The sequence below is a fragment of the Bradyrhizobium sp. CCBAU 21365 genome (assembly GCF_015291305.1).
Lineage (GTDB): Bacteria > Pseudomonadota > Alphaproteobacteria > Rhizobiales > Xanthobacteraceae > Bradyrhizobium > Bradyrhizobium elkanii.
This window is the reverse complement of the sequence record NZ_CP030036.1, coordinates 3359142-3376506: the sequence shown is the minus strand read 5'-3', so window position 1 is coordinate 3376506 and position 17365 is coordinate 3359142. Positions and strand designations below refer to the sequence as shown.

The window sequence follows — 17365 nt, the reverse complement described above, 5'->3', positions numbered from 1 at the left end:
GTCAGCGCACCTTGCGGAAGGTCAAATTGATGCGCTGGCGGCCGAGCACGCTGTGCTCGCCGTCGGCGAGCGGTGCCACGCCGTGATAAAATAACCGTGACGGTCCGCCCCACACCGCAACATCGCCATGCTCGAGCCGATAGCGGCGCGGCGTGTCGCTGCGCTTCAGGCCGCCGAACAGGAAGATCGCCGGCAACCCGAGCGAGATCGACACGATCGGTGCGCGGTAGTCGAGCTCGTCCTTGTCCTGATGCAGCGACAGTTTTGCGCCGGGGACGTAGCGGTTGATCAGGCAGGCCTCAGGCGCGAAGCCGTTGAAGCCGGCTTCTTCAGCGGCGCCGGCGGCAAGCCTGCGCAACACCTCCGGCATTTCAGGCCAGGGCTGCCCCGAGTCGGGATCGATCGGATCATAGCGATAGCCGCCGGGATCGGAGACCCAGCCGAGGCTGCCGCAATTGGTCATCGCGACCGACATGCGGTGGCCGCCCGGCGTGATCAGATGCCGGAACGGCGCCTGCTTGACGATGACGCGCAATGCTGGGATCAGCTCGGCCTCGAACGGCCGGACAAAGCCGCGCAGCAGCACCGCGCCATCCGCGATCGTCTCGCGCGACGGCCGTGCATCGCCAATTGTCTCGAACAGATCAGCGGCCACGCCTCTCTCGCACTCACTTCGCGTCGTGGAAGATCACACCAACGGTGTGGCGGTGGCCGGAGCGAATCCGGCTGACGCCGTGGCGCAGATTGACACGATACGGTCCGCGCGTCCCCTGCACCGGGCGATGATGCACGGCAAAGGCCACCGCATCGCCCTTGGTCAGCGGCACCACCTCGGGCCGCGACTGCATCCGCGGCCGCTGCTCGGTCAGCACGAATTCGCCGCCGGTGAAATCGCGCCCCGACTGCGACAGCAGGATCGCGACCTGGATCGGAAACACGTGCTCGCCGTAGAGATCCTGGTGCAGGCAGTTGTAGTCGCCTTCGCCATATTGCAGCAGCAGCGGCGTCGGCCGCGTCTGTCCGGCGTCGTGGCAGCGCTTCAGGAACACCGCATGCGACGTGGGATATCGGATCTCGATCCCCATCGTCTCGTTCCAGCGATTGGCTGTCGCGGTCAGCCGCGCATAGAGCGCGGGCCGAAGCTCCGCGATCAGGTCCGGCAGCGGATACGAGAAATATTTGTACTCGCCGCGGCCGAAGCCGTGACGGCCCATCACGATCCGGCTGCGGAACTGGCTGTCGTCGGGATAGAGCGCGGCGATGGCATCGCATTCCTCAGGTGTCAGCAAGCCGTTGAGGACGGCGCAGCCCTGCCCGTCGAGATCGGTCGTGATCCGGTCCCAGTCGAGCGCGTCGACGCGGGCGAGAATGCCGGGGGCTGGGCGGGTGATGGTTTTGGCTGTTGCTGTCATGGGACGGAATCTGGCCCCTGATTGTGGCCCGCGCCACCCGATTTCCGATCGAAATTGCGGTGTCGTCCCGGCGAATGCCGGGATCCATGACCACCGTCGTCAGCTGTTGAGATCGCTGGGGCCACAGCGTGCCAACCACAATGCCCTGTGGTTATGGGTCACGGCTTTCGCCGGGACGACACGTGGAGCGAGTGTTAGCCGACATTTTCTGGCACGACTTGCGCAGAGAGAAATCAGCCCCTGACCGGCAGCGTCACCACATCGTAGCCGTGGCTGATCTTCCGCTTCAGCACCGGGTCTTCCAGTTCGAACTCGAAGCGGCTGGCGGGGCGGATGCCGCCCTTGGCGGCGAAGGTGCCGCCGAACATGGCGCAGCCGTCGGGCAGCGCGCCCTGGTCGAAGCCGCGCGCGATCAGGTCCTTCACCGGCAGCATGTGATCGAGCGTGCCTTCCTGGTAGAGCACGCGCTGGCCGCCGATTGTGGCCCAGGAGCGCAGGACCAGCTGGTCCCAGTGATCAATCACATCCTCGAGTTCCCACAGCTCCGACGCCATCGGCTTGTCGCACATCTGCTTCGACACGGTGACGCTGTAGCTCTCGACCTTGCGGTCGGTGTGGTCGGAGCCGCAGCCGACGAAGATGCGGCCCTGCCAGCCGATCAGCACGAACTCGACCTCGCCGCTCGAGTCCTCGCCGCAGACCTCGATGATATCGGCGAAGGTGAGCCGGCGCGCCGAGCAGCGGTAGTAGATCGGCGTGGTCGCGGGTCGTGCGATGCCGAGCGCCTCGAGCTCGGCGATGTGCTTGTCGCGCGCCACCGGGTCGCGGCCCGTCCACCCGGCGATCACGGCCTGCCTGATTTCCAGTGCGAGCGGAGTGGCGACGCCCTTGTCGTCGACATTGAAGGTGAGATCAAACACGGATCACGGTCTCCATTCCCGCAGCGAGTTCGAAGATGCGCCGGTCCGAACCGCCGGCGGCGGCGAGCATCAGGCCGACCGGCGCCTCGCCCTCGCGATGCGCGGGCAGCGAGATCGCGCAGCCGTCGAGCACATTGATCAGCGTGCAATTGCGCAGCGCGCGCAAATTCTCGGTGGCGAACGCCTTGTCGTCGGCGAGGCTGGCGATCGTTGGCGGCAGGTTCGCCGTGGTCGGCAGCACCATCGCATCATAGGGCGCGATCCGCGTCTCGGTGCGGGCGATGAAGGAGCGGCGCGCGTTGAGCAGATCGATATAGTCGGCGGCCGGAAAGCCCTCGCCGCGCTGGATGCGCACGGCGACGCGCGGATCGTAGATATCGCCCTTGCTGGCCAGCAGGAAGCGATGCCAGGCATAGCTTTCGGCGGCGGCAAAGCCGCCCTTGGCGTTCATGACGCCGACATCGAGCAATTCGGGCACCTCGATCCGCTCGATCAAGGCGCCTGCGCGCGACAACGAAGCGAGCGCGCGCTCGAAGGTTTTCGCGACGGCATCATCGAGGTCGTCGAGCGCGACCGTGGTCGGCACCGCGAGCCGCATGCCTTTGACCGGACGCGGCGTGAGCGACGTTACCGGCTGGTCGGCGAGCACCGCGTCGAGCGCGGCGCAGCAGGCCACCGAATTGGCCAGCGGGCCGTAGCTGTCGAGCGTGAACGACAGCGGTACGCCGCCATCGAGCGGAATCCGGCGCTGCGTCGGCTTGTAGCCGACGATGCCGTTGAAGGCCGCCGGAATCCGGCAGGAGCCGCCGGTGTCGGTGCCGAGCGCGCCGAACGCCATGCCGTCGGCGATCGAGACCGCCGCCCCCGAGGACGAGCCGCCCGGTACGTGGCCGACGCTCCGGTTCCAGGCGCTCTTCGGCGTGCCGTAATGCGGATTGATGCCGATGCCGGAATAGGCGAACTCGGTCATGTTGGTGCGGCCGATCACGACGAAGCCGGCGCGCTTGAGCCGCGCCACCACCGGCGCATCGGCCTCCGCCGGCGCGGAATCCTCCAGCGCCCGCGAGCCCGCCCGCGTCACCTGCCCCTTGATGTCGAACAGGTCCTTGATCGAGACCGGAATGCCGGCAAAGGGCGACGGCGCCGCATTGGCCTTGCGCAGCCGGTCCATGGCGTCGGCGGCCTCGAGCGCGGCGTCGCGGTCGACATGGATGAAGGTGCGCTGGCCCTCGCCTGAGGGTTCAGCGATCCTGGCGATGCACTGCTCGACGAGCTTGCGGGCAGAGGTCGCGCCGCCGGCGAGATCGGCGGCAAGGGAGGCGAGTGTCGGATTCTTGGGCATGGCTTTCACTTCACGGCTTGCACTTCATGGCTTGCAATTCAAAGCTCTTGCAGCTGATTGTCACCCGAACCGGGGCCGATTTCCAGCCCACCGGCCCTCACCTCGCATCACTTGAGCCCGAAATAGGCGCGGTGCAGCGCTTCATTGCCGCTCATCTCAGCAACCGTGCCGGAGAAGCGGATCCGCCCGCCTTCCAGCACGAATACGCGGGTGGCAATCTCGAGAAAACCGATATTTTGCTCGGCGATCAAGAGTGCCAGTCCGCGGCCCTGCAGGCTCGACAGGGCGCGCAGGACCTCCTTGACGAACAGTGGCGACAGCCCGGCCGAGGGCTCGTCCATAACCAGCAGCTTCGGCTCGGCCGACAATGCCTTGGCGATGCCGAGCATCTTGCGCTGACCGCCGGACAGGCTCGACGCGGGATCGCGGCGCTTGTCGCGCAGCACCGGGAACAGGCCGTACAGTTCGTCGACTCGCGCGCCCGGATTGGCATGCCCCAGCGCCTGTGCGCCGACGCGGATATTTTCCTCGATCGACAGGTCGGGAAACACTGCAAGCTCCGACATGTAGGTCATGCCGCGCTTCATCCGGTCCGACGAGCGCATCCTGGTGATGTCCTCGCCGCCGAGCTTGATGTGGCCGCTGCGGGCTTCGATCAGGCCGACTAGCGACTTCAGGAACGTGGTCTTGCCCGCGCCGTTGGCGCCGAGCAGCAGCACGGTCTCGCCGGGGCGGACGTCGAGATCGACGCCCCACAACACCTGCATGGTGCCGTAGCCGGCATCGATGCCCCTCGTGTCCAGAAGCGGCACCGCATCAGTGGGCATGCTCGCCTCCCAAAAATACCTCGATCACCTGCGGCTCGCGCACCGCGGTCGCGAGCGTCCCCTCGAATATCTCCTTGCCCGCATTGAGCACGATGACGCGGTCGGTGATCTGCTCGATGAAGCCCATCAGGTGCTCGACCACGATGATCGCCATGCCGGTCGCGGCCAAGGCCTTGATGCGGCCGGCGATCCAGTCGAGCTCCGCCGGGTTGAGGCCGGCGGCGAGTTCGTCGAGCAGCAACAGCCGCGGCCGCGTGGCGAGCGCACGGGTCAGATCGAGCATCTTCTGCTGCGCGCTGTTGAGATCGGCGGCCGGACGGTCGGCAACCTCCTTCAGCCTGAAATCCTCGAGCAGTTCGGCGATCGACGGCGCACCGGTGGCGCTGCCATAGGCCAGCGCCACCTGGATGTTCTCGCGCACCGTGAGCGACAGGAACGGCTTCGGCACCTGGAAGGTACGGTTGATGCCGCGGTGAACGAGCTTGTGCGAGGCGACGCCGCCGGCGGACGCGCTGTCGAACACAACCTCGCCGCCATCGGGCGCATAGAGACCGGAGATCACATTGATCGCCGTGGTCTTGCCGGAGCCGTTCGGGCCGACCAGGCCGAGGATCTCGCCCGGTACGACGTGAAAGCTGAGGCCGTCGAGCGCATGGAAGCCGCCGAAGCGCTTGACCAGCTTGGAGACCTTGAGGATCGGGGTTTTCTCAGGGGACATGCCACCCCCTGCGGGTTGCCAGCGACACCAGCCCTGCGGGCAGGAACAGCACCAGGCCCATGATCAGGAGGCCATAGATCAGCTGGAAGTATTGCGGCGTGGTGAAGCCGATCAAATTGTAGATGCCGTAGAGGATCAGCACGCCGACGATCGGGCCGGTGATAGTGGCGACGCCGCCGAACAGCGCGAACACGATCGCGAAGATCGAGAACTCGCCGGAGAACACGTTGTCCGGATAGAACACCGAGACGTACCAGGCGTAGATACCGCCGGCGAGGCCGGCGACCAGCGCCGAGGCGAGCCAGGCGATCACCCGCATCTTCACGATATTGACGCCGGCCATCGAGGCCGACACCGCATCCTCGCGCACGGCCTGAAGCGCCAGCCCGAACGGCGAGTTCTTGAGATAGACCACCGCACCGACGGTCAGCGCCATCACGACGACGGCCGCATAGTAGGCGTGGGTCGGGTTGAAGGTGCCGGTGAGCGAGACGCCGTAGGGGCCCTTGGTGATGCCTTCCAGCGCCGGGTTGGCAACAAAGTGCAGCACCGCGAGCGAAGCCGCGAGGTTGGCGATCGCGAAATACGCGCCCGACAGCCGCAGCAGCGGTGTCAGCAACAGGCCGAGCGCGACCGCCACGACGCCGCCGACCAGCACGGAGAGCGGCGCGGGCGTCTGCAGATGCATCACCATGATGGCGAAGCCATAGGCGCCGGCGCCGAAGAAGCCGACATAACCGAACGGCAGATAGCCGGTGAAGCCATAGATGATGTTCACGCCCTGCGCGAGGATCAGGAAGATCACGAAGTTGAACAGCAGCAGATGGTTTTGATAGACGCCGGGCAGCAGCGCGAACACTACCACCAGCGGCGCCAGGATGAACAGCAGGTGCTTCGATGCGTTATGCAACGCGCACCCGCCTTCCGAGCAGACCGCTCGGGCGCAACAACAGGATCACGATCAACAACACATAGGGCAGCAGGTCGGCCCAGGAACTGAGATAGGTCTGCACCAGCATGTAGCACAGGCCGTAGACGACGCCGCCGAGCGCGGTGCCGAGCGGATTGCCGAGCGAACCCAGCACGACGATCGCAAACGACGTCACGGTCGCATCGGCGCCGAACGCCGGCGTCACCGAGCCGAACATGAAGGGCGCGAACACGCCGGCGACCGCCGCGATGCCGAGACCGATGCCGAACGCCGCCGCCGAGACGCGATCGACATCGATGCCGGTCGCCAGCGCCTCGTCACGGCGTGACATCACCGCGCGTGTCAGGGTGCCGAGCCGCGTGTGGTAGAGATAGAGGTAGATCAGCGCGATCGCGATCAGGCTGGTGATCGCCGCGATCACCCAGGGCGCGGGAAAGCCCTGGCCGAAGATCTGGATCGGCCCTGCCCCGCCCGCCTTGCCGCCGAACCACTTCACCTTGATGGTCGTGAACACGGTGCCGAGCAGCCGGCTCTGGATCGAGCGCTCGCTGGTGCCGGCGAAGATCGTGGTGACGGCTTCGATCACCTGCGACAAGCCGAAGAACAGGATGATCGACAGCATTTCCGGATTGGCCGAGCCCTGCAGCCGCGGCACCAGCACCCAGTACAGCAGCACGCCGACCAGCACGAACACCACGAAGGCGAGCGGCACCGCGAACAGCGGGTCGATGCCGGCGATGCCGACCACGCCGAGCGCGATGAAGGCGCCCAGCATCAGGATGTCGCCATGCGCAAGGTTGACGATGCGCATGACGCCGAACACGAGATTGAGACCGATGCCGACCAGGCTGAAATACAACCCGAACAGCACGCCGGCAACGAGCGCATAGGTCATGCTACCCGCTCACCGCCGAAGGTTACGCCTGCCGCACTCACCTGCATCACGGCGCCGGATAGATCGGCTTGCCGGTGGCGGTCTCGCGCGGATAGATCGAGACGAACTTGATGTGATCGTGCTCGTCGACCGTGAGCTGGCCGAGCGGCGTCAATTCGCCGATCTGGCCGCCGGTCTCATCCAGCGCGAAGGTGCCGTCCAGCGTCTTGAGCTGGCCGCTGAGCGAGAACACCGCGCGGCGCAGCTCCATCTGGTCGAGGCTGGTCGCAACCGACAGCGTCTTCTCGATCACCAGCGCGGTGGTGTAGCCGGCGACCGCGTTGAAGCCGAACTCCATCTTGCCGTCGTTGTACTTCTTGGTCCAGGCGGCGCGGAAATCCTTCATGTTCATCCCGAAATTGACGGGATAGTCCAATTCGGACGGCGGCACATAGGTCCAGATGTGCTCGAGGCCCTTGGCGCCGACATTCTTCTCGAGCAACTCGGTCTCGAGGCCGGCATAGATCGCGAACAGCATCTTGAACTTGGTGCCGACGTCCTGGACGTTGCGCAGGAAGGCGATGTCGTTCGGCGCATAGCCGAAATGGATCACCGCGTCAGGATTGGCGTTGCTGATGTTGTTGATGATGACGTTGTAGTTGGTGGTCTCGGTCGGAACGCCCTGGTCATAGACGATCTCGATCGGCGCGCCGGACTCCTTGACGAACTTGCGGAACGCGTTGGCCTGGGTACCGGTGAACTCGTTGGTCGAATAGAGGATGGCGACCTTCTTGATGCCGAGGCCCGGGCCGTCATGACTGATGAAGTCGGCGACCGGCTTCGGCCACACCGTCGACACGGGGTCGGCCATCAGCGCGATGTAGGGATTGTCCTTGGAGAAGAAGCTCGCGCCGGTGCCGGTCTGGTCGAACAGGAACATCTTGTGGTCGCGCGCGATCGCAACCGCGGGCGCCGTCAGCACCGATCCGGAATCGGCGACCAGGAGGTCGACCTTATCTTGGGTGACGAGCTGATTATAGAGCGTCGAGGCGGTCGCGGTGTTGCTCTGGTCGTCATAGGAGACGAGCTTGATCGGGATCTTCTTGTCGAACGCCTTCACGAACACGCCCCCCTCGGCGTTCTTCTGCTCGACCCACAATTTCAGCGAGCTGTAGACCGGCATCGAGATCGAGGCGTAGCGCCCCGACGACGCATAGAGCGTGCCGATCTTGATCTCCGACGGTGCGTCGGCGGCCATCGCCTGCGTGGCAAATGCGAGGCTGGCAGCGAGTGCCGCGCCGATGATCCTCAGCATGATATTGTTCCTCCCGGCTATCTTGAACGTGTCTTGGACGTGTCTTGAACCGCGGCCCTTCTACGCGCCGGATCGGAGCGGCACAAGCATCGCGGCCTTAGCAATTGTGCGAGGGGCGGAATATGCGGCATGCGCGGGACACAGGCCGCCGCGCGGAGCATGGATGGACCGTTGACGGGCCTTGGTTCAATGGCGCATCAAGGCTGTAACGATTTCGGGAGGAGACATCAGACATGGCCGAGCCCGCGCGCGCGAAACCAAAACCGACACCGGAGACCCAGCATTTCTGGGATGGCACCAAGGCCGGCGAGCTGCGCCTGCAGCGCTGCGATGCCTGCGCCAATGTCTACTTTCCGCCGCGGCCGTTCTGCCCCTCCTGCGCCTCGCGCAAGGTCTCGATCTTCAAGGCCAGCGGCAAGGGCAAGCTGTACAGCTACGTCATCAACCACCGTCCCGCCGCGCCCGGCTTCACGCCACCTTATGCGATCGCCGTGGTCGAGCTCGACGAAGGTCCGCGCATGATGAGCAACATCATCGATTGTCCGCAGACGCCGGAAGCGCTCGAGCTCGACATGCGGCTCGAGGTCGCCTTCGAGGCGCTCGACGACAAGATCGCCCTTCCCTTGTTCCGTCCGGCAAAGGGGTAACGCAATGCGCAGGAACCAGGTTGCCGTCGTCGGCGCGGCCGAAACCACCGAACTCGGCGTCATCCCGAACATGTCGCAGATCCAGCTGCACGCGGACGCGGCGCTGAATGCGATCGCGGACGCCGGCTTGAAGCTGTCCGACATCGACGGCTTCGCCACCGCGGTCGAGACCCCGCAGCAGATGGCACACTATCTCGGCATCACGCCGACCTGGGTCGACGGCACCTCGGTCGGCGGCTGCTCCTTCATGCTGCATGTCCGCCACGCCGCCGCCGCCATCGAGGCCGGCCTCTGCAAGACCGTACTGATCACCCACGCCGAGAGCGGCAAGTCGATGATCGGCAAGCAACCGCGCTTCACGCCGGCCGACAGCCTCAACGGCCAGTTCGAGGCGCCGTTCGGTGTCTACGGGCCGCCGAGCATGTTCCCGATTCCCGTGCTGCGCTTCATGAAGACGCACGGCATCACGCATGAGCAGCTTGCGATGGTCGCTGTCGTGCAGCGCGAATGGGCGGCGAAGAATCCGCGCGCGACCATGAAGGATCCGATCACGGTCGCCGACGTCCTGAACTCGCGGATGATCGCCTATCCGTTCCGGCTGCTGCAATGCTGCCTTGTCACCGACGGCGGCGGCGCGCTGATCCTCACCTCGGCCGACCGCGCCAAGGATTTCCCGAACAAGCCGGTCTACATCCTCGGCACCGGCGAGAGCGTGGAAACGCCGATGGTCAGCCAGATGAAGACGTTCGACTCGTCGCGCGCCTTCAAGGTGGCGGGCCCCCTGGCCTTCAAGGAGGCCGGCATCACCCACAAGGACGTCGATCATCTGATGATTTACGACGCCTTCGCACATCTGCCGCTCTACGGCCTCGGCGACCTCGGCTTCATGCCGTACGAGGAGACCGGGAGGTTCATCGCCGACGGCAACACCCGCCCCGGCGGCAAGCTGCCGCTCAACACCAATGGCGGCGGCCTCAGCTACATGCACTCCGGCATGTACGGCATGTACGCGCTGCAGGAGAGCGTGCGGCAGATGCGCGGCATCGCGCCGGCGCAAGTGCCGAACGCGAAGATCTCGGTCTGCCACGGCGTCGGCGGCATGTTCGCCGCAAGTGGCACGATCATCTTTACGAACGAGAAATGAACGAGCTGCTCGCTCCCCCTCTCCCCGTTCTTACGGGGAGAGGGCTGGGGTGAGGGGCTGCTTCCACACACCGGACTCGCGGAGAGTCCCCCTCATCCGGATCGCATCTGCGATGCGATCCGACCTCTCCCCGCAAGCGGGGCGAGGTCAGCAAGAACCAAGGAGAACCGACATGGCAAAATCACTGCAGGATAAAGTCATCATCGTCACTGGCGCGGGGCGCGGCATCGGCCGCGAGATCGCGCTGCTCTGTGCGGCGGAAGGCGCCAAGGTCGTGGTCAACGATCCCGGCGGCGCCGCCGATGGCGCCGGCACGAGCGCGGCGCCCGCCGAGGAGGTGGTCGAGGAAATCAAGAAGCGCGGCGGCACCGCGGTCGCCAATTTCGAGTCGGTGGCGGAAGCGATCCCCGCCAGCAAGATCGTGAAGACCGCGACCGACCATTTCGGCCGGCTCGACGGCGTCGTCAACAATGCCGGCATCCTGCGCGACATGATCTTCCACAAGATGAGCGTGGAGGCGTTCGAGGCCGTCATCAAGGTGCATCTGATGGGCTCGTTCTATGTGAGCCACGCCGCCGCGCGGATCTATCGCGAGCAGCAGTCGGGCTCGTTCGTGCACTTCACCTCGACCTCCGGCCTGATCGGCAATTACGGCCAGGCCAACTACGCCGCCGCCAAGCTCGGCATCGTCGGCCTGTCGAAATCGATCGCGCTGGACATGGGCCGCTTCAACGTGCGCTCGAACTGCGTGTCGCCGTTCGCCTGGACCCGCATGATCGGCACCATCCCGACCGAGACCGACGCCGAGAAGGCGCGCGTCGAGAAGATCAAGCAGATGGGCCCGGAGAAGATCGCGCCGGTCTGCGCCTATCTGCTCTCGGACGCGGCCAAGGACGTCACCGGACAGATCTTCGGCGTGCGCATGAACGAGATCTTCCTGTTCGGCCAGCATCGTCCGGTGCGCTCGGTGCATCGCGGCGAAGGCTGGACGCCCGAGACCATTGCCGAACACGGCATGCCGGCGCTGAAGGGATCGTTCGCCAAGCTCGACCGCTCGGCCGACGTCTTCACCTGGGATCCGATCTGAACTTGATCTGATCGTCCGATCTGATCTGACAGTTTTTTGAACTAGTTGCCTCCGCGAAACAGCGGGGGCGACACGCTCTTTGGTTGTTTCATCATGGCGTGCCCGCATTGTGCCAGAATTGCGGGGGTATGATCGTCCTCCCGATAACAAAAAAGCCTGGGAGGACTTTCGTGACAAATCCAAGCAACATTCAGAAACACGAGGGCGACGGTGCGAAGGCGTTCGACCGTCGGACAATCTTGCGCGGCGCAACCGCGCTTGCTGCAACCGCGATGGCCGCATCCGATGCCGCAGCGCGCGACTTCGGCCCCAACGCGGAGCCGCAGCGCTATCCCGATCCGGACATCGTCGTGATCGACGACAAGCGCTTCAAGGCCAAGGTCGGCAACACCGCGATCAAGCGGCTCTACACCGGCTGCCTGTGGGCGGAGGGCCCGGCCTGGAACGCGCAGGGCCAGTATCTGGTCTGGAGCGATATCCCGGCCAACCGGCAGCTGCGCTATCTCGACGACGACGGCCACATCTCCGAGCAATTCCACAAGCCGTCGAACGAGGCCAACGGCTCGACCTTCGATTTCGAGGGCCGCCAGATCACCGCCGAGCGTACGCGGCTGGTGCGCTACGAGCACGACGGAACCGTCACGCCCCTGGCGGAGCAAGCCAATGGCAAGCAGCTCAACGGGCCGAACGACATGGTCGTGCATCCCAACGACAAGTCGATCTGGTTCACCGATCCCGGCTATGGCGCTATCTCGATCTATGAGGGCCAACTGGCCAACACCGGATCGAAGCAGCCCTACCAGAAAGAAGCCGTCTATCGCATCGACGCTGCGACCGGCCAGATCACCAAGGTCGCCGACGAGCCGTTCAAGCCGAACGGCATCGCCTTCAGCCACGACTACAAGAAAGTCTATGTCTGCGACACCGGCACCACGCATTACCCGAACGCCAAGAACATCGTCTGGCAGTACGACCTCAATGGCGACAAGCTCTCCAACCCGCGCACGCTGATCGACATGACGCTGGACGGCAAGTCAGGCTTCCCGGACGGCATGCGTGTCGACGTCGACGGCAATATCTGGGTCGGCGCCGGCTGGGTCGGACCGGGCTATGACGGCGTGCAGGTGTTTGCGCCCGACGGCCAGCGCATCGGCCAGATCCTGCTACCCGAGACCTGCGCCAACCTCACCTTCGGCGGCAAGAAGCGCAACCGCCTGTTCATGACCGCAAGCCAGTCGCTCTACGCGGTCTATGTGGAGACGAAGGGCGCGCACAACTGTTGATCTAAGCGTCGTCCCGGCGAAGGCCGGGACCCATTACCACCGCTGTTGATAGCTGAAGAAAGCTGGGGCCCACATCGTTCACGACACTCCCGGTCGTGGTTATGGGTCCCGGCCCCCGTGCGCAATCGCGCACTAGGCCGGGACGACGCTGCGGCTATCCGCTGTTTCTCAACCCCGCCGAGATCCCGTTGATCGTGATCTGAATCCCGCGCAGCACCTGCTCGTCCGGGTTCTGCGCGCGATACTCCTTGAGCAGCTCGACCTGCACGTGATTGAGCGGATCCATGTAAGGGAAGCGGTTGCGGATGCCGCGCTCCAGCAGCGGATTGCCCTGCAGCAGCCGGTCATGCCCCATGATGTCGAGCAGCGTCTCGATCGACAGGTGCCATTCGCGGCGGATCTGGCCAAAAATCTTCTCGCGCAACGCGACGTCGGGCACCAGTTCGGCATAGCGCGAGGCGATCGCGATCGAGCTCTTCGCCAGCACCATGTCCATGTTGGAGAGCAGCGTGCGGAAGAACGGCCATTCCCGATAGAGCTCCTGCAGAAACGCCATGCCCTGCTCTGGATGCCCGGATATCCAGCTCTCGACCGCGCTGCCGAAGCCATACCAGCCCGGCAGCATCAGCCGGCATTGCGCCCAGGAGAACACCCACGGGATGGCGCGCAGGTCCTCGATCTCGCGGGTCTTCTTGCGCGAGGCCGGGCGGCTGCCGATGTTCAGCGTCGCGATCTCGTTGATGACGGTCGAACCCCAGAAATAATCGGCGAAGCCTTCGGTCTCATAGACGAGGCCGCGATAGGCCTTGAAGGCGAGCGCGGATATTTCCTCCATCGCCTTGAGATATTCGGGGCGCGGCGCGCTCTGCCGCGGCTGCAGCAGGCTGGTTTCCAGCGTCGCCGCGGCGAGGATTTCCAGATTGCTGCGGCCGACCTCGGCATTGGAATATTTCGAGGAGATGATCTCGCCCTGCTCGGTGATGCGGATCTGGCCGTTCACGGCGCCGCCAGGCTGCGCGATGATCGCGTCATAGCTCGGGCCGCCGCCGCGGCCAACCGAACCGCCGCGGCCGTGGAACAGGCGCAGCCGCACGCCGTGGCGCTCGAACACCTCGACGAGGCCGATCTCGGCCTTGTAGAGTTCCCAGCCCGAGGTGACGAAGCCGCCATCCTTGTTGCTGTCGGAATAGCCGAGCATCACCTCCTGCACGCTGCCGAGACTGTCGACCAGCTTGCGATAATCGTGCAGCACCAGCATGCGGTCCATGATGCCGCTGGAGGCCTGCAGATCCTCGATGGTCTCGAACAGCGGCACGATGTTGACGGCGCTGCGGCCGGACGGATTGACCAGCCCGACTTCCTTCAAGAGCACCGCGACCTCGAGCATGTCGGACATGCCCTGGCACATCGAGATGATGCACTGGGAGATCACCTCCGGCCCGAACCTGGCATGCGCCTCGGCCGCGGCCCGGAACACGGCGAGCTCGCTTTGGGTCTCCTCGGAATATTTCACGAAGGGCGAGGCCAGCGGCCGTGTATTGCGCAGCTCGCCGAGCAGCAGGCTGACGCGGGCGTCCTCGCCGAGCGCCAGATAGGACATCCCCGGATTGGCGGTGTCGAACAGTTCGGCGATGGTACGCTCGTGCACCGCCGAGTTCTGGCGGATGTCGAGCCGCGCCAGATGGAAGCCGAAGCAATCCACCGCCCGCCGCAACAGCCGCAGCCGGCCGCGCGCGATCACGCTGGAATTGTTCGCGATCAGCGAGCTGTTGAGCACGTCGAGGTCGGCCTGGAATTCCCTGGCGCTCGCATAGGGCTCGGCCTTGCCGACCGGCGGCCGCTTGGTCTCGACCTCGAGCCGAGAGGCCGTCGCCGCAAGCCTTGCATAGATACCCGATACGGCCAGACGATACGGCTCGCCGCTGCGATGCGGCGAGGTGTCGGGCGAGCGCTCGGCGAGGCTCCGCAGCTCGTCCGAGACGTCAGCGAGATGCGCCGCTAGCGACAATTCGGCGCCAAGCGCATGCAGCTCCTCCAGGTAGAAGTTGAGCGCCTGGCTCGACTGCAGGCGCAGCGTGCCGCGCATCACCTCCGCGGTGACGAAGGGATTGCCGTCGCGATCGCCGCCGATCCAGCTTCCCATCCTGAGGAAGGAAGCGAGTTCGCCCGCTTCGCCGCCCTCCTTGTTCAGGCGGTCCTCCAGCGCGCAATGCAGCCGCGGCACCTCCTGCAGGAAGGTGTAGTCGTAGAACGACAGGCCGTTGGCGACCTCGTCGAGCACGGTCAGCTTGGTCCGGCGCAGCAGGTTGGTTTGCCACAACGTCACGACCGCGCGGCGCAGTTGCTCGTCGCTGGCCTCGCTCTCCTCCGGCGTCATCTGCAACCGCTCGCGGCGGTCGAGCAGATGCGCGATCTCCATCTCGCGGTCCATCGTACTCTTGCGGCGGACCTCGGTCGGATGCGCGGTCAGCACCGGGCTGACCAGCGCGCTCCTGAAGAAGCTGCGCAGGTCGGCCGGGCTGATGCCGGCCTGGCGGGCATGCACCAGCGTCTGCTCCAGCGTGCTCGGGCGCGGCGCCCCGCTGGGGCCGCGGCTGCGCATCTGGCGGATGTTGTTCTGGTCCTCGGCAATGTTGGCGAGGTGGGAGAAATAGCTGAAGGCGCGGACGATCTGCAGCGTTTCGGCGATCGACATGCCGTCGAGGATGCCTTCCAGCTCCCGCCGCGCCAGCTTGTCCTCGTCGCGATGGAAGCGAACCGAGGTCTGGCGGATGCGCTCGACCAGGTCGAATACATCGGCCCCTTCCTGGTCGCGCACGGTGTCGCCGAGAACGCGCCCCAGCAGGCGGATGTCGTTCCGGAGCCGCGCATCCTCCTCCTGCGCCTGGACCTCCGCGGCACGCTTGGCGCGGATTTCCGTCTCGGACGGCATGGTCTGGGGAGGCATTACCTGGGGAGACATGGCTTGGCTACTCCGGAGGCTGCCCGGCTCCCCCCGAGTGTGCGCTTTTTTTGCCGCAGCGCAAGATGAACTTGGTGGCGGTGCACACTGACCAATGTCGTCCCGGCGAAGGCCGGGACCTATCGAACCTTGGCATTGGATGGGGCCGCAGCTCACGCAACGGAACATCCGTGGTTGTGGGTCCCGGGTCGCGCGGAGCCTGTCATCGGGCGGCGCTTCGCGCCGACCCGTTGGCTTTCCCGGGACGACGGTTGCTCGTTGGCCTAGATTCTCCGCCCCGCCCGTTCCCAGTATGGATCGCGCAGCCGGCGCTTGAAGATTTTCCCGGAATCCTCCCGCGGCAGGTTGTTCTCGATCTCGATGTGCTTGGGCACCTTATAATCGGCGAGCGCAGTCTTCAGCTGGGCGCGGACGGAGGCGATGTCGAGCACGACGCCGACCTGCGGCTCGACCACCGCCATCAGCGCCTCGCCGAACTCGGCATCGGGAATCCCGAACACCGCGCAGTCGTGCACGCCGGGGACTGCATGCAGCACCGCCTCGATTTCGGCCGGATAGATGTTGACGCCACCCGAGATCACCATGTCGCGCTTGCGATCGCAGATGAAGACGTAGCCGTCGGCATCGATATAGCCGACGTCGCCCGAGGTGATGAATCCCTGGCGGTCGATCTCGGCGCGCTTCTCCGACTTGTTGTGATAGGTGAAGTCGGGATTGCCCTTGATCCGCGAATAGATCTCGCCGATCTGGCCTTGCGGCACCTCCTTGCCGTCGTCGCCGACGAAGCGCAGCTCGGCACCGGGCGAGATCTTTCCGACCGTGCCGGGCTTCTTCAGCGCGTCCTCGGAATTGGCGAAGGTGACCGCGCCTGACTCGGTCGAGCCGTAGAACTCGTAGATCACCGGCCCCCACCATTCGATCATGGCGCGCTTGACATCGGGCGGACAGGGCGCGGCGGCATGGATGATATGGCGCAGCGACGACATGTCGTACTTCCGGCGCACCTCCTCGGGCAGCTTCATCAGGCGGATGAACATCGTCGGCACCATGAAGATGGTGTCGATCCGCTCGCGCGCGATCAGCTGCAGAAACTCCTCCGCGTCGAAGCGCGGCATCAGTACCAGCGCGCCGCCGAGCTTGCCCGAGCGCAAGCCGAAGGAATTCGGCGCAGAATGGTAGAGCGGTCCCGGCAGGATCGCGCGTGCGCCGGGCTTCAGGCCGTAGATCATCGCGCGCATTGCTTCCGCATTGGCGGTCTGCTCCGGCGTCGGCGCGAAGCGGCGCACGCCCTTCGGATGGCCTGTGGTGCCCGAGGTGTAGATCATGTTCTGCGGCTGCGGCACCACCGGGCCGTCGTAGCGCGGGAATTGCGCGAGCCAGGCTTCGAAATCGATCGCGAAATCCGGTGTCGCCAGATGATCGGGATTGATCTTGTAGTTGGCGAGGATTTCCGGCGGCGTCGGCACGCTGAGCACGATGACGTCGGGCGGGATCGCACCGCGCAGCGGATGCAGCATGTCGGCATGGCCGATCAGGACGCGCGTGCCGGAATCCGTCAGCACATAGTTGATCTCCTCCGGCTTGAAGTGCCAGTTGATCGGCACGCCATAGGCGCCGAGCCGCATCGCGGCATAGGCAGCCTCGATGAAGGCAATGTCGTTGCGCATCAGCATGCAGACGCTGTCGCCCGGCTTGACGCCGAGCTCGTTGAGGCCGCTGGCAATACGGTCGGCGCGCTCGGCCACCGCAGCGTGATCGCGCCGGCGACCGCCGCTGACGATGCCGAGGAAGGGTTGGGACGTTTCGCTCATTTCTGCGTTGTTCTTCGTTATTCGTCAGCGGCCTCGTTGCCTTCGTCATCACCGGGCTTGTCCCGGTGATCCACGTCTTTACCACCGCAACA

At 65.2% G+C, this 17365-nt stretch carries 15 protein-coding genes; 4 read left to right on the top strand and 11 right to left on the bottom strand.

The annotated features are described in order from the left end of the window. Window position 1: 1 nt before the first annotated feature. The 9 genes from alkB to XI02_RS15370 all read right to left on the bottom strand — a co-directional run bounded on the left by alkB (window position 2) and on the right by XI02_RS15370 (window position 8339). The gene (gene alkB, locus XI02_RS15410) at window positions 2-655 is read right to left on the bottom strand and encodes a DNA oxidative demethylase AlkB (RefSeq protein WP_016841152.1); all 654 of its coding nucleotides are present in this window, start codon (window positions 653-655) and stop codon (window positions 2-4) included. Window positions 656-668: 13 nt separating this feature from the next. Next, window positions 669-1412: a 2OG-Fe(II) oxygenase gene (locus XI02_RS15405; protein WP_016841153.1), complete on the bottom strand. Its 744-nt coding sequence runs from the start codon at window positions 1410-1412 to the stop codon at window positions 669-671. Window positions 1413-1645: 233 nt separating this feature from the next. Further along, complete coding sequence (locus XI02_RS15400; protein WP_018270561.1) at window positions 1646-2332, bottom strand: DUF2848 domain-containing protein; 687 nt, start codon at window positions 2330-2332, stop codon at window positions 1646-1648. Beyond that, the gene (locus tag XI02_RS15395; RefSeq protein WP_018270560.1) at window positions 2325-3674 is read right to left on the bottom strand and encodes an amidase; all 1350 of its coding nucleotides are present in this window, start codon (window positions 3672-3674) and stop codon (window positions 2325-2327) included. The genes XI02_RS15400 and XI02_RS15395 overlap by 8 nt, the downstream gene beginning before the upstream one ends. Before the next feature lie 107 nt (window positions 3675-3781). Beyond that, window positions 3782-4501 (bottom strand): ABC transporter ATP-binding protein, encoded by a 720-nt coding sequence (locus XI02_RS15390; RefSeq protein ID WP_018270559.1) that lies wholly within the window; start codon window positions 4499-4501, stop codon window positions 3782-3784. Then, window positions 4491-5219, bottom strand: a complete 729-nt coding sequence (locus XI02_RS15385) for an ABC transporter ATP-binding protein (protein WP_018270558.1) — start codon at window positions 5217-5219, stop codon at window positions 4491-4493. Before XI02_RS15385 ends, XI02_RS15390 begins: the two co-directional genes overlap by 11 nt. Further along, window positions 5209-6129, bottom strand: coding sequence for a branched-chain amino acid ABC transporter permease (locus XI02_RS15380; protein WP_018270557.1), 921 nt, complete (start codon window positions 6127-6129; stop codon window positions 5209-5211). The genes XI02_RS15385 and XI02_RS15380 overlap by 11 nt, the downstream gene beginning before the upstream one ends. After that, on the bottom strand, window positions 6122-7045 hold the full coding sequence (locus XI02_RS15375; protein WP_018270556.1) for a branched-chain amino acid ABC transporter permease: 924 nt from the start codon (window positions 7043-7045) through the stop codon (window positions 6122-6124). Before XI02_RS15375 ends, XI02_RS15380 begins: the two co-directional genes overlap by 8 nt. Before the next feature lie 46 nt (window positions 7046-7091). Continuing rightward, window positions 7092-8339 carry an amino acid ABC transporter substrate-binding protein gene (locus XI02_RS15370; protein WP_018270555.1) on the bottom strand — a complete coding sequence of 416 codons (1248 nt, stop codon included), beginning with the start codon at window positions 8337-8339 and terminating at the stop codon, window positions 7092-7094. 233 nt (window positions 8340-8572) lie between these two features. Here XI02_RS15370 and XI02_RS15365 point away from each other — a divergent pair, with 233 nt between their 5' ends. The 4 genes from XI02_RS15365 to XI02_RS15350 all read left to right on the top strand — a co-directional run bounded on the left by XI02_RS15365 (window position 8573) and on the right by XI02_RS15350 (window position 12500). Further along, complete coding sequence (locus tag XI02_RS15365; protein ID WP_172648199.1) at window positions 8573-8986, top strand: Zn-ribbon domain-containing OB-fold protein; 414 nt, start codon at window positions 8573-8575, stop codon at window positions 8984-8986. Between the two features lie 4 nt (window positions 8987-8990). After that, window positions 8991-10130 carry a thiolase gene (locus XI02_RS15360; protein ID WP_016841162.1) on the top strand — a complete coding sequence of 380 codons (1140 nt, stop codon included), beginning with the start codon at window positions 8991-8993 and terminating at the stop codon, window positions 10128-10130. A 172-nt stretch (window positions 10131-10302) separates the two neighbouring features. Next, complete coding sequence (locus XI02_RS15355) at window positions 10303-11217, top strand: SDR family oxidoreductase (protein WP_172648200.1); 915 nt, start codon at window positions 10303-10305, stop codon at window positions 11215-11217. Window positions 11218-11387: 170 nt separating this feature from the next. Continuing rightward, window positions 11388-12500, top strand: a complete 1113-nt coding sequence (locus tag XI02_RS15350) for an SMP-30/gluconolactonase/LRE family protein (RefSeq protein ID WP_141713286.1) — start codon at window positions 11388-11390, stop codon at window positions 12498-12500. A gap of 154 nt (window positions 12501-12654) precedes the next feature. On the opposite strand, the gene ppc is transcribed toward XI02_RS15350, so the two are convergent. Then, entirely contained in the window at window positions 12655-15447 is a 2793-nt protein-coding gene (gene ppc / locus XI02_RS15345) for a phosphoenolpyruvate carboxylase (protein WP_172649199.1), read from the bottom strand. A 278-nt stretch (window positions 15448-15725) separates the two neighbouring features. After that, window positions 15726-17273, bottom strand: a complete 1548-nt coding sequence (locus XI02_RS15340) for an acyl-CoA synthetase (RefSeq protein ID WP_172648201.1) — start codon at window positions 17271-17273, stop codon at window positions 15726-15728. Window positions 17274-17365: the final 92 nt, after the last annotated feature.